Source organism: Ruegeria sp. AL12 (assembly GCF_056540885.1).
This window is the reverse complement of record NZ_JBQFXN010000001.1, coordinates 1,273,432-1,285,371: the sequence shown is the minus strand read 5'-3', so window position 1 is coordinate 1,285,371 and position 11,940 is coordinate 1,273,432. Positions and strand designations below refer to the sequence as shown.

Annotated in this window: 12 protein-coding genes; 8 read left to right on the top strand and 4 right to left on the bottom strand. The window is 58.3% G+C overall.

The annotated features are described in order from the left end of the window. The first annotated feature begins 242 nt into the window (after positions 1 to 242). Positions 243 to 794, top strand: coding sequence for a hypothetical protein (locus tag ACR0C6_RS06455; protein WP_480618688.1), 552 nt, complete (start codon positions 243 to 245; stop codon positions 792 to 794). A 182-nt stretch (positions 795 to 976) separates the two neighbouring features. Here ACR0C6_RS06455 and ACR0C6_RS06450 read toward each other — a convergent pair whose 3' ends face one another. The 3 genes from ACR0C6_RS06450 to ACR0C6_RS06440 all read right to left on the bottom strand — a co-directional run bounded on the left by ACR0C6_RS06450 (position 977) and on the right by ACR0C6_RS06440 (position 4,146). Beyond that, positions 977 to 2,797 carry a M3 family oligoendopeptidase gene (locus ACR0C6_RS06450; protein ID WP_480618687.1) on the bottom strand — a complete coding sequence of 607 codons (1,821 nt, stop codon included), beginning with the start codon at positions 2,795 to 2,797 and terminating at the stop codon, positions 977 to 979. A gap of 84 nt (positions 2,798 to 2,881) precedes the next feature. Next, on the bottom strand, positions 2,882 to 3,856 hold the full coding sequence (locus ACR0C6_RS06445; RefSeq protein ID WP_480618686.1) for an alpha/beta fold hydrolase: 975 nt from the start codon (positions 3,854 to 3,856) through the stop codon (positions 2,882 to 2,884). Beyond that, entirely contained in the window at positions 3,856 to 4,146 is a 291-nt protein-coding gene (locus tag ACR0C6_RS06440) for an SCP2 sterol-binding domain-containing protein (RefSeq protein WP_152457676.1), read from the bottom strand. The genes ACR0C6_RS06445 and ACR0C6_RS06440 overlap by 1 nt, the downstream gene beginning before the upstream one ends. Positions 4,147 to 4,176: 30 nt before the next feature. Here ACR0C6_RS06440 and ACR0C6_RS06435 point away from each other — a divergent pair, with 30 nt between their 5' ends. From ACR0C6_RS06435 to ACR0C6_RS06410, 6 genes are all read left to right on the top strand, one after another. Further along, positions 4,177 to 4,785 carry a tetratricopeptide repeat protein gene (locus ACR0C6_RS06435; RefSeq protein ID WP_171116434.1) on the top strand — a complete coding sequence of 203 codons (609 nt, stop codon included), beginning with the start codon at positions 4,177 to 4,179 and terminating at the stop codon, positions 4,783 to 4,785. Positions 4,786 to 4,806: 21 nt separating this feature from the next. Beyond that, entirely contained in the window at positions 4,807 to 7,632 is a 2,826-nt protein-coding gene (locus ACR0C6_RS06430; protein WP_480618685.1) for a helicase-related protein, read from the top strand. Between the two features lie 6 nt (positions 7,633 to 7,638). Beyond that, complete coding sequence (locus ACR0C6_RS06425) at positions 7,639 to 8,004, top strand: RNA-binding S4 domain-containing protein (RefSeq protein WP_480618684.1); 366 nt, start codon at positions 7,639 to 7,641, stop codon at positions 8,002 to 8,004. A gap of 66 nt (positions 8,005 to 8,070) precedes the next feature. Further along, positions 8,071 to 8,409, top strand: coding sequence for a ferredoxin FdxA (gene fdxA / locus ACR0C6_RS06420; RefSeq protein ID WP_152457680.1), 339 nt, complete (start codon positions 8,071 to 8,073; stop codon positions 8,407 to 8,409). 282 nt (positions 8,410 to 8,691) lie between these two features. Further along, entirely contained in the window at positions 8,692 to 9,201 is a 510-nt protein-coding gene (locus ACR0C6_RS06415; RefSeq protein ID WP_171116428.1) for a CarD family transcriptional regulator, read from the top strand. Between the two features lie 117 nt (positions 9,202 to 9,318). Next, a complete protein-coding gene (locus tag ACR0C6_RS06410; RefSeq protein ID WP_171228546.1) occupies positions 9,319 to 10,080 on the top strand; it encodes an ion channel in 762 nt (253 codons plus the stop codon). Here the strand turns inward: ACR0C6_RS06410 and cobS are convergent. Further along, positions 10,077 to 10,841 carry an adenosylcobinamide-GDP ribazoletransferase gene (gene cobS / locus ACR0C6_RS06405; RefSeq protein WP_171228547.1) on the bottom strand — a complete coding sequence of 255 codons (765 nt, stop codon included), beginning with the start codon at positions 10,839 to 10,841 and terminating at the stop codon, positions 10,077 to 10,079. The genes ACR0C6_RS06410 and cobS overlap by 4 nt on opposite strands. A 78-nt stretch (positions 10,842 to 10,919) precedes the next feature. Here cobS and cobT point away from each other — a divergent pair, with 78 nt between their 5' ends. Continuing rightward, entirely contained in the window at positions 10,920 to 11,930 is a 1,011-nt protein-coding gene (gene cobT, locus ACR0C6_RS06400) for a nicotinate-nucleotide--dimethylbenzimidazole phosphoribosyltransferase (protein ID WP_480444838.1), read from the top strand. Positions 11,931 to 11,940: the final 10 nt, after the last annotated feature.

Sequence of the window (11,940 nt, the reverse complement as noted above, 5' to 3'; positions counted from 1 at the left end):
ATGGTAACAGCCAGCAGAATGCATGATTTTCTCGTATGCGTCGTTTCTGGACTTCCACTGTCATAATACCCTTCTTCGGCCGCGATTTCTGTAAAGCTCCGAAAAGCGAAAATGTTAGGGGAGGAAACACTATGCTGACTTGGGAAATTAATGGAGTCTTGACTGCGAGCATCGTACTTGGATTTGGCCTATCGTCGCCCGCGATCGCTTAAGTCGATCCTGTATCAATAGTTGCTGAATGGGTGGATGATCACACCTTTTGGCTCGGTTTTATCGGAGCGGTTACGGGAATAACCTCATTGGTGTTGTCTTTGCGCAGTGAGCGTCGTGCAGCTCGAACAGAAGGAAGGTTACAGGCGGCTGAAGAGCGAGCAAAGTTCGATGAGCGTGTAAAGAGGCGCTCTGCTAACATGCTAAGAAAATGCGAAGAAGCCGCGTCAGTTGCAATTGATGCCGACGATGATCACCCGGAGTGGACCAATCGGACAAAAAGGATTTCCGTCGGAGAAGTTGTGACGGAAGACTTCGCGATCACTTTTATGAAACTACAAGCATCATCAAATGCAACAGATAGCATTCAGTTTGCTCTGGACGTGAACAAATGGTTCATCGGGTTGCAGGAGGAACTCAGCGATCTAGACGCCTTAGCATTTTTTGGTGAATTGCCGAAAATGCTTAAACGGCCCGGAAATATAGAGTTTGAGACCGGAGAAAATGTACCAGAGTGGGCAAAGATTGATGGCTATAGAGCCTGGGTCTGCTTAGGATACCGGAATTTCCGAACACGCAGCTGAGTTTTCGGCCCTTAGAAAAGACAACTTGGCTGCCACCCCGCCAACGGACGTTAGCGCAACCGCAGCGAAATGGCCCTTTGTCCGCGCAGCGGGCATTCAAGAGCCCCTTGGGCGCGACATTGCCGGGCATGGCAAGTTTTTTTGCCACAAGGCAGATGTCGCTACCCTCTGTTAAGGGCGTCTCACCTCTCCATCGTCTCCAACTCGTCAATGAAGCCCGAGATCATCGACAGGCCCTTGTCCCAGAATTTCGGGTCGCTGGCATCCAGCCCGAACGGGGCCAGCAGTTCTTTGTGGTGCTTTGATCCGCCTGCGCGCAGCATTTCGAAATACTTGTCCTCGAACCCGTCGGCACCGCTTTCATAGACCGAGTACAGCGCGTTCACCAACCCGTCGCCGAAGGCATAAGCGTAAACGTAGAAGGGCGAATGAACAAAGTGCGGGATATAGGCCCAGAAGGTCTCGTACCCGTGCATGAATTCGAATGCCGGGCCAAGACTTTCGGCCTGAACGCTCATCCACAGGGCGTTGATGTCATCCGGGGTCAGCTCCCCCTCGCGCCGGGCGGCGTGCAGTTTGCATTCAAAGTCGTAGAAGGCAATCTGGCGGACCACCGTGTTGATCATGTCCTCGACCTTGCCGGCCAGCAGAACCTTGCGCTGTTCGGGCGTTTCGGCCTGGTCCAGCATCTTGCGGAAAGTTAGCATCTCGCCGAAGACGCTGGCGGTTTCGGCCAGCGTCAGCGGCGTCGAGGACAGCATCTCGCCCTGATCGGCAGCCAGCACCTGATGCACGCCGTGGCCCAGCTCGTGCGCAAGCGTCATCACGTCGCGCGGTTTGCCCAGATAGTTGAGCATCACGTAAGGATGCACCTCGGTCACGGTGGGATGCGCGAAGGCGCCCGGGGCCTTGCCGGGTTTAACCGCCGCGTCGATCCAACCTTTCGAGAAGAACGGCGCCGCGATGTCGGCCATGCGGGGATCGAAGGCGGCGTAGGCTTCCATCACGGTTTTCTCGGCGTCCTCCCACGACACGGTGCGGGTGTCTTCCATCGGCAGCGGCGCGTTGCGGTCCCAGACCTGCATCACATCCAGCCCCAGCCACTTTCGCTTGAGATCATAGTACCGATGGCTGAGTTTGGGATAGGCGGCCACGACCGCCTCGCGCAGGGCTTCGACCACTTCGGGTTCGACATCGTTCGACAAGTGACGACCTGTTTGCGCGGTCGGCATCTTGCGCCAGCGATCGACGATTTCTTTCTCTTTGGCCTGCGTGTTGTGGACACGGGCAAATGTTTTGATGTTCTCCTGAAACACGCGAGCCAGTTCGCGCGCCGCGGCCTCGCGCTTGGAGCGGTCCTGTTCGGTCAGCAGGTTCAGGGTGCCTTCGATGTTCAGTTCGTCGCCGTCCACCGTAAAGGTCAGTCCGGCGATGGTTTCGTCGAAAAGACGCTCCCACGCGTCGCCGACGACGCCCAGATCGTGCAGGAATTTTTCCAGCTCGTCCGACAGCTGATGGGGCTTCATCGCGCGGATGCGCCGGAACACGGGCTCGTATCGGGCAAGATCTGGGTTGGCAGCAAAATGCGCCCCAAGCACATCATCTTCGATCCGATTGATCTCGAGCGTGAAGAACACCAGAGGCGTCGTGAACACGGTGATCTTTTCCTGCATGTCCGACAGGAACTTGGCCCGCTCTGCGTCGGTGGTCAGCTGGTAATAGCGCAGACCGGCAAAGGACATGATACGGCCTGCGACGGCGTTGATCTTTTCATTGCGCTGAACGCAGGCCAAAAGGGCCGCGGCGTCCAGCTCTGCCAGCTTGCCTTCATAGTCGGCAGCAAAGGCGGCACATTCGCCTTCCAGCCAGTCTAGGTCGCGCGCCAGTTCGGGCGCCTCTTCAGAGGCGTAGAGATCCGTCAGATCCCATTCGGGAAGATTGCCCAGATTGTCGGCACCGCCCATTGCGTTTGCGTCACGGACGGGAAAGGGAAGGTCGCGCATGGATCACCTTTTGTAGACTGCTTTTGCAAACATCTAGGGTTGGCGCGCGCGGATCACAAGCGGCCAATCCCAAGGTGAAATGGTTTACGTGGAAACCAGCTTGGACGCCCCATTTGATTGGTTGGCCCGGAAATGCCTGGCAAGCTGGTCCAGAACGGGGCCCCGAACGTCCGGTGCTTCCATCAGCACTTCATGTTCACCGTTCGGGATTTCGATCAATGTACCATTCGGCCAATTGGCCATGCGCGCCCGTATGGCCTTGCGATCGACGATCTGTTCGTGGCTGCCCAGAAAAGTCAGACAGGGTGTCTTTGGGGCGGGCTGTTCCATCAACCATTCGCATTCGTCCAGCGACTCGCGCAGCCAACGGTTGGAAGGGGCACCAAGAGCCAGTTCGGGATGCGCATTCAGCTGATTTTGCATCATCCGGTACATGTCCGGGTCGCGGGTCAGCATATTCCCGTCGAAAGGTTGCGACAGGACATAGCTTTCAAGCGTCGTGGTCGGGGGGGTGCGTTCGCCAAGGCCAAGCGCGGTGCCCCAATACGCCGTAACGCGGCTCAGAGGTTTCATGAACGGAGTGAAGAAAATTCCCCACATCGGGCCGGTGAACGCGCACGCGGCAAAGCACCCTTTTTCTATGACGGCACGCAACCCGATGGCACCGCCCATCGAATGCCCGACGACATACCACGGCTTGGGCAAATCCAGAGCGCTCGCAAGGTCCAGGGTTGACTGAACATCATATTGGTAATCGGTGAAATGATCGACATGGCCGATGCGTGGGTTGTCCAGCAACCGATCCGCAAGACCCTGACCGCGCCAGTCCACGGCCAGCATCGCAAAGCCGCGCTTCGCGAATTCACCGGCGGTACTGCCATATTTTTCGATATATTCGGTGCGTCCGGGGAACATCATGACGGTGCCATGTGCGCCATCATCCGGAAGCCAGTGACCCACGCGAATGCGTTTTTGGTCAGACGTCGTCAACCAATGGGCCTTTCCACCGGCAGGTCCGCCGGCCACATCTTCAAAAAAGGGGGCCGGCGACAACTCCATCAGGCCAGCACCGAGGCAAGCTTCATGGCAACACCCATGTCGCCGTCAATGCTCAGCTTTCCGGACATGAACGCGCCGGTCGGATTCAGCTCACCGCTGAGGATCTGTTCGAATGTCTCTGCATCAGCGCTCATGGTGACACTGGCCTCTTCATCGCTGACCCGCGCACCGTTTTCGTCCAGAACGATCGAACCCAGATCGGTGATGGCGAACTTGGCCGTGTCATCAAACGCGCCGCCATCCAGTTTTTCGTTCAGTGCGGCAGCCGCCTTTTCAAGAGTCTCGCTCATGCTTTTCCTCATATTGTTAGTGCGCCGTGAATGGACATCCCCGGTCGCAACGCTACACTGCCTATTGTTATGAGCATTGCAATTCACAATCTCAAAGGTACCGTTGCGGCACTTTTTGTCCTAGTCACGTTTTCCACCAGTTGTTTCGCGCAGCAGGCGGATTCACGGGACGAGGATGAGTTGCTGCAAAAACTGGCGCAGTCGACCCCGGAACAGGCAATTGCACTGGATCGGCAGTTGCAGGCGCTGTGGTCGCAATCGGGGTCTGCGTCGGCTGATCTGCTGCTGGAGCGGGGACGCGAGGCCTTGGATGAGGGCGACGTCGACGCTGCTCTGGATCACCTGACCGCGCTGACGGATCACGCGCCTGATTTCGCCGAAGGCTGGCATCTGCGCGCATCGGCCTTTTTCGGGGTCGAGCGCTTTGGTATGGCGGCCGCCGATCTGGAACATGTGCTGACGCTGAATCCAAATCACTATGAGGCGATTTACGGTCTGGGTCTGATCTTTGAAGTTATCGGGGAACCTCGGAAAGCCTACGAGGCTTATTCTCGGGCGTTGTCTATACATCCTCATCACGAAGAAGTAACCAATGCCGTGAATCGGCTGAAGCCTCAGGTTGAAGGCAAGGCGCTGTAAGGCTCGGGGCAGGGGGCGAATGTGAGCGGGTCATCCCGAATCGTGGCCGTACTTGGCCCGACCAACACTGGTAAAACCCATTACGCCATCGAACGCATGCTGGGCCATCGGACCGGCGTGATCGGTCTGCCGCTGCGCCTGCTGGCGCGCGAGGTCTATGACAAGATCGTTGCGATCCGTGGGCCGTCGGTGGTGGCGCTGGTCACGGGCGAAGAACGGATCGTACCGCCCCGTGCGCAGTATTGGGTGTGCACGGTTGAGGCGATGCCGGAAGGCATGGGTGCTGATTTTGTTGCCATTGATGAGATCCAGCTCTGTGCCGATCCGGAACGGGGTCATGTCTTCACCGACCGTCTGCTCAGGTCTCGCGGCACGAACGAGACATTGTTCCTGGGCTCGGACACAATGCGTGGCCCGATTTCGGCGCTGGTCCCCCAGGCGCAGTTCGTGCGGCGAGAGCGGATGTCACAGCTGGTTTACTCGGGCTCCAGAAAGATCAGCCGGATGCCTGCGCGCAGCGCCATCGTGGGGTTCTCGGTTGAAAACGTCTATGCCATCGCCGAATTGCTGCGCCGCCAGAAAGGTGGTGCCGCGGTGGTCATGGGGGCGCTCAGCCCGCGGACCCGGAATGCACAGGTGGACCTGTATCAAAACGGCGAGGTTGATTACCTGGTTGCCACGGACGCTATCGGGATGGGGTTGAACCTGGATGTGAACCACGTCGCGTTTTCATCCCTGTCCAAGTTCGACGGGCGCAGGATGCGTCCGCTTGCGCCGAATGAGCTGGCGCAGATCGCGGGCCGGGCAGGTCGCGGGATGTCGGATGGCACCTTCGGCGTAACCGGAGAGGCCCCGCCGCTGGACGAGGGCGTGGCACAGGCGATCATGGACAGCCGGTTTACGCCGATGAAAAAGCTGAACTGGCGGAACGCCGCCCTTCGGTTCGGCTCGATCGATGCGTTGATCGACTCGCTTGAGGTCAGCCCGGATGATGAACACCTGATCAAGGCCCGCCCTGCTGATGACCTGAACGCGTTGAAATCGCTGTCGCAAGTGACCGAGGTTGTCGCCCGGGCAAGCGACGGCCCGTCCATCCGGTTGTTGTGGGATGTGTGCAGAATCCCTGATTTTCGCGGTATCAGCCATGCGGAACACGCCAGCTTGCTGGAGGTGATCTATGGCCATCTGCATGAACGGGGATCTATTCCCGACGAGTTCATGGCGCGGCAGATCAGACGGATCGATCAGACCCACGGCGATATCGACGCTTTATCTAAAAGATTGGCATATATTCGCACGTGGACATATGTTGCGCAGCGGAAAGGGTGGGTTCGTGACGAATCACATTGGCGTGACGAAACCCGCACTGTAGAAGACAGACTGTCCGACGCTCTGCACGAGCGTCTCACGCAAAGATTTGTGGATCGGCGCACATCCGTTTTGTTGCGCCGGCTCAAACAGAAGGAGGCCCTTTTGGCCGAAGTAAATGACAAGGGTGAAGTGACCGTCGAAGGCGAATTCGTCGGTCGTCTGGAAGGGTTCCGGTTCATCCCGGACAAAAGCGCGCAGGGAACCGAGGCGAAAGCTCTGAAATCGGCGTCTCTGCAAGCACTCGCGCCGCAATTCCATCTGCGCGCCGATCGCTTCTACAACGCGCCCGATACTGAAATTGATTTCACCGATCAGGGTGGCCTGATGTGGGGTGAATACGCCGTTGGTAAGCTGGTTGCCGGGGCGGAACCTCTCAAACCTATGGTCGAAGTGTTCGTTGACGAATCGGCGGGGCCGGATATCGAGCAGAAAGTGCAGCGCCGTTTGCAGCACTTCATTGACCGCAAGGTGGCCGCTCTGTTCGAGCCGCTGCTGAACCTGTCCCGTGATGAGGAACTCAGCGGCCTTGCCAAAGGCTTTGCTTTCCGCATGGTCGAAGCGTTGGGTATCCTGCCCCGCGCCCAGGTCGCACAAGAGGTCAAGGATCTTGATCAGGACGCCCGCGGCGCCTTGCGCAAGCATGGTATCCGGTTCGGCCAGTTCACCATTTTCATGCCGCTGCTGCTGAAACCGGCCCCCACGCGTCTGCGTCTCGTGCTTTGGGCGCTGTCCAGCGGGTTGCAGGAATTCCCCGAAGCGCCGCCGCCGGGCCTGGTGACCGTGCCGGTCGCCAAGGATGCGCCGCAGGGCTATGACACCATGTGTGGCTACCGCGATGCGGGCGAGCGTTCGATCCGTATCGACATGCTGGAACGTTTGGCGGACATGCTGCGCGCAGAAGACAGCCGCGGCGGATTCGAAGCCAAACCCGATATGCTGTCGATCACCGGTATGACGCTGGATCAGTTCGCAGACCTTATGCAGGGGCTGGGATACAAGGCGGAACGCGGCGAGCGTCCGAAAGTCAAACCTGCACCGGTCGAACAGCCGGCGGCAGCTGAAGCGGACAAACCGACCGCCGAAGAAGCCCCGGCAAGTGAAGTCGCGGCAGAAGAGGTCGCCGCACCCGCCGAGGCGGCAGTCGAGGCCACCGACGGCACCGAGGCGGCAGCCGAGGCTGGCGCGGACAGCCTTCCCGCAGAACATGTGTCTGACGAACCCGAGGTTGAAGTGTTCTACACTTTCACCTGGGCCCGTCAGCGACAGCCCAACCGAGGCCCGCGCCGCGAGCATGGGCAGGGCAAGGGCAAACCGCGCGGCAAACCGCAGGATGGCCGTGGCAAACCGCACAGCAAGAAGGGCGGCAAGCCTCAGGGCGCCAAGACCTTCTCGTCACGGCCGCCGAAAAAGGAAAAGGCGATTGATCCCGACAACCCGTTTGCAGCCGCGCTGATGGGTTTGAAGGACGGCAACTGATCCGAAATGGCCGAGGCCAAGCTGCGGATTGACAAATGGTTGTGGCAGGCGCGGTTCTTCAAGACCCGCAGCCTGGCCGCCAAACAGGTCAGCGGTGGCCATGTCAGGTTGAACGGAAACCGGGTGCAAAAACCGGCGCAGGCCGTGGCACCGGGCGACGTTCTGACCTTTGCTCAGGGCCGTATCGTCCGCGTCGTGCGCATCGAAAAAATCGGGGATCGCCGTGGTCCGGCCCCCGAAGCGCAAACGCTGTATTTCGAAATGACCGAAAAACAGGACGTTCCGCCCAAAAATCCGGGGTTTGAGGGAAAAGGTCGCCCGACGAAGAAAGATCGCCGTTCACTTGATCTTTCTCGCACAGAAGATCGCTGATCATATCTTGAAGAGTAGGCCAGACTGAATTAGCTAAACGCTCAAACCGCAAACGGGAATCCGATCATGACCTATGTTGTCACCGAAAACTGTATCGCCTGCAAATATACCGACTGTGTCGAAGTATGTCCGGTGGACTGTTTCTATGAAGGTGAGAACACGTTGGTCATCCATCCCGACGAATGCATCGACTGCGGTGTTTGCGAACCGGAATGCCCGGCCGACGCGATCCGACCCGATACTGAACCGGGCATGGATCAATGGGTCGAATTCAATCGCAAGTACTCGGAAATGTGGCCCGTGATCGTCACCAAGAAAGATCCGCTTCCCGATGCGGAAGAACGCGACGGTGAAGAAGGCAAGATGGAGAAGTATTTCTCGGAAGCACCGGGCGAGGGTGGTTGAGCGATTCGCGCTCAAACCCCTGTTTGATGCGCAAAGAACGCGGCACAACCTGTTGAAAACAGGTTGAATATAAAAATTTACCGTGGGGTAAACTTTCGGGTGTCGTATTTTTGTGATATACTTGTTTCTTGTATGATGACCGAGATTGGGATGCGCTCCACAAGTATGCTCGCTTTGGAGATTTGAATTTGTGACAATATCGCCGCCTGTCGGGGCTGAAAAAGTCCCCGCATGTGGTGTTTTTGTTGTCTGTGTCCCGTCCGCAAGCAAGGAAAAAACTGAATGACAAAGTCGAAAAAGCTCGAGTTCCGCCCGAACGACTATGTTGTCTACCCCGCCCACGGCGTAGGCCAGATCATCTCGATCGAAGAACAGGAAGTCGCGGGGTTCTCTCTGGAGCTGTTCGTCATCTCATTTGAGAAAGACAAGATGACACTGCGTGTGCCGACCAACAAGGTTACCGAATCCGGTCTGCGGTCGCTCAGCTCGCCCGACGTGATCAGTCAGGCGATGAAAACGCTGAAGGGAAAGGCAAAGGTCAAACGCGCCATGTGGTCGCGCCGTGCTCAGGAATACGAACAGAAAATCAACTCGGGCGATCTGATCTCGATTGCGGAAGTGGTCCGCGATCTGCATCGCACGGACGACCAGCGCGAGCAGAGCTATTCCGAGCGTCAGCTGTACGAAGCTGCCCTGGAACGTCTGACCCGCGAGGTCGCGGCGGTTTCCGGCACCGGCGAAGTATCCGCTGCCAAACAGGTGGACGAAGTTCTGACCTCTCGCGCTGCCTGACAGCGAGTTCAATATGACAACAGGCCGCTCCACCATCGGGGCGGCCTTTTTCGTGGCTTGGTGAATTCCGCAAGTACCGCTAATTTCACTGTATATGCAGCAAGCTACAGGGCGGACATGAAGCAGACAGTTAGATATCTGTATATCGGGCATGACCCGATTTCGGTCTGGTTTCGGTACGCTCTGATCCTGTTCGATGTAGCGACAATCGTTTTCTTTGTCGCAACGGCTCACGTCACTCATGGTCCCGGCTTGGTCCTTGCAAGCCAGTTGATCGGATTTTTGATTTTTTTGGACTTCTCTGCGCGGCTTTGGATTTCAAAGGATCGCTGGAAGCTGCTGCGCCAGATTTATACGCTGGCGGATATTGTCGTCATCGTCTCGCTGGTTCTGGATCCGTTCCTGACGGGCAACCTGGCTTTCCTGAGGATTCTGCGGGCCTTGCGCCTGATCCATTCATACCACCTGCTCAGGGACTTGCGACGCGACAGTACCTTTTTTCGCACCCACGAAGACGCGGTGATTGCGGCAATCAATCTGATGGTTTTTGTCTTTGCCACCTCCACGGCGGTTTTGGTGTTCTTCATTCCGGAAGACGCCCAGACGCCTTACATAGATGCGCTGTATTTCACCATGGCCACCCTGACCACAACCGGGTTCGGTGACATCACGCTGAGCACCCCTTGGGGCAAGCTGTTCTCGGTGTTCATCATGGTCGTGGGTGTCGCGTTGTTTGTCCGTTTGGCGCAGGCGATATTCATGCCGCAGAAGGTACGTCACAAATGCCCAAGCTGCGGGTTGTATCGGCATGATCCCGATGCCGTGCATTGCAAGCATTGCGGTGGAACACTGCGGATCGAAACAGGCGGCGTGTCCTAGATCTGCGCGCTGATGGCAAGCAGAAACGCGATCTCGGCCAGTTGTTGCGATGCCCCAAGTATGTCCCCGGTCTGGCCGCCGATCTTCTTGCGCGCTGTCAGCGCCAAGATGGCAGCAACCGAGGCGGCAGAGAAGATGGCGGTGATCGCCGCACCCCCGCACAGAAAAACGGCGATTGGAGCGGCCAGGCCCAAGGACATGCTGACCGAAATCGCGCCGGGGGTTCCCACCGAATGGCTCAGCCCCGATTTTCTGGCGTTTGGCAGGGATGCCATCAAAACCGGCATCAAGGCGCGTGAGAACATGCAGGCTGCCAGAATCGCCCAAATCGACCCTGTTGCCAAAATCGTGGCAACTGCCGAAACCCGAGCAAGCTGAGAAAAAACCAAAGCGAGAACACCATAGGTTCCGATCTGGCTGTCTTTCATGATTTCAAGTCGACGTTCAGCGGTGAACCCGCCCCAGAGGCCGTCGAACGTATCGGCCATACCGTCCTCGTGCATCGCGCCCGTCGTCATGATCAACGTTGCAACCAACAGGGCCGCGGCAACAAAAGGGGGCAGATGAAAGACCATTGCCAACCATCCGACCAGACAGGCAATCGCTCCGACGGCCAGCCCGGCGACGGGGAAGGCCCATGCCGCCTGTGCCTGCCGCTTGAATACAGGTTCGGGCAATCGGGGCAGGGGCAGGCGGGTCAACAGCACCAGAGCCAGCGGAATGTCCCACAGGGAAAAGGGATTGGTGTCGTTTTTATGCACGCCCGTGCCTTTCGGGGTCTTGTTGGATTCGATGCTTCGGTTAAACACACAGGATCACTCTGATGCAATGAGGCTTTCATGTTGCCTGAACTGAATGATTTGAACGCGTTCCGTGCTGCGCTTGCAGCGGCTCCGGGGCCGGATGCCACCGCGGCACAGGGCGCTGCAGAGCGAAACGGACAACTGACGAAACCCCCAGGCGCGCTGGGGCGACTTGAAGATTTGGCAATCTGGTACGCAGGATGGCGAGGAAATGCCCGGCCACAGATCGCGGCGCCACAGGTCATCGTCTTTGCCGGAAACCACGGAGTCACTGCACAGGGGGTCTCGGCTTTTCCGTCGGAAGTGACCGTGCAAATGGTGATGAACTTCGAACATGGCGGTGCGGCGATCAACCAACTGGCCCGGGCGGCGGGTGCAACGATGGATGTTCACGCGCTGGATCTGGACAACCCGACCGCAGATTTCACCCAGGCACCGGCCATGACGGAGGCCGAATTGCTGGACGCGTTGCGCACTGGCTGGCAGGCCGTGGATCCGCAGGCTGATCTGTTGGTCGTGGGCGAGATGGGCATTGGCAACACCACCCCGGCAGCCGCCATTGCCTGCGCGCTGTTCGGCGGTGACGCGGCCGATTGGACAGGTCGCGGGACGGGCGTCGATGATGCGGGGCTGACCAACAAGACCCGCGTTGTGGCCGAAGGTGTAGCGTTGCACAAGTCAGAGGACGGCCTTGAAATCCTGCGCTGCCTCGGAGGTCGTGAGATCGCGGCGATGGCGGGGGCGATTGCCGCCGCGCGGATATTGCGCATTCCTGTGATCCTGGACGGTTTCATCTGTACCGCTGCCGCTGCCTGCCTGCGAAGGCTGTCGGACACCGCGCTGGATCACGCCGTGGCCGGCCACCAAAGCGCCGAGGCCGCACACGGTGCCGTATTGGCGAAGCTGGGCAAGGAACCGCTGCTGAGCCTTGGTCTTCGGCTGGGTGAAGGCTCGGGCGGGGCACTGGCGATCAATATTCTCAAAAGCGCCGTGGCCTGCCATTCCGGTATGGCAACCTTTGCCGAGGCAGGAGTGTCTGACGGTTGATTCCTTGCCT

Excerpts from the sequence above, each read along its gene's own strand:
- ACR0C6_RS06440 (WP_152457676.1), bottom strand. The coding sequence starts at position 4,146 with ATGAGCGAGACTCTTGAAAAGGCGGCTGCCGCACTGAACGAAAAACTG.
- fdxA (WP_152457680.1), top strand. The coding sequence starts at position 8,071 with ATGACCTATGTTGTCACCGAAAACTGTATCGCCTGCAAATATACCGAC.
- cobT (WP_480444838.1), top strand. The coding sequence starts at position 10,920 with ATGTTGCCTGAACTGAATGATTTGAACGCGTTCCGTGCTGCGCTTGCA.
- ACR0C6_RS06450 (WP_480618687.1), bottom strand. The coding sequence starts at position 2,797 with ATGCGCGACCTTCCCTTTCCCGTCCGTGACGCAAACGCAATGGGCGGT.
- ACR0C6_RS06410 (WP_171228546.1), top strand. The coding sequence starts at position 9,319 with ATGAAGCAGACAGTTAGATATCTGTATATCGGGCATGACCCGATTTCG.
- ACR0C6_RS06445 (WP_480618686.1), bottom strand. The coding sequence starts at position 3,856 with ATGGAGTTGTCGCCGGCCCCCTTTTTTGAAGATGTGGCCGGCGGACCT.
- ACR0C6_RS06435 (WP_171116434.1), top strand. The coding sequence starts at position 4,177 with ATGGACATCCCCGGTCGCAACGCTACACTGCCTATTGTTATGAGCATT.
- ACR0C6_RS06415 (WP_171116428.1), top strand. The coding sequence starts at position 8,692 with ATGACAAAGTCGAAAAAGCTCGAGTTCCGCCCGAACGACTATGTTGTC.
- ACR0C6_RS06425 (WP_480618684.1), top strand. The coding sequence starts at position 7,639 with ATGGCCGAGGCCAAGCTGCGGATTGACAAATGGTTGTGGCAGGCGCGG.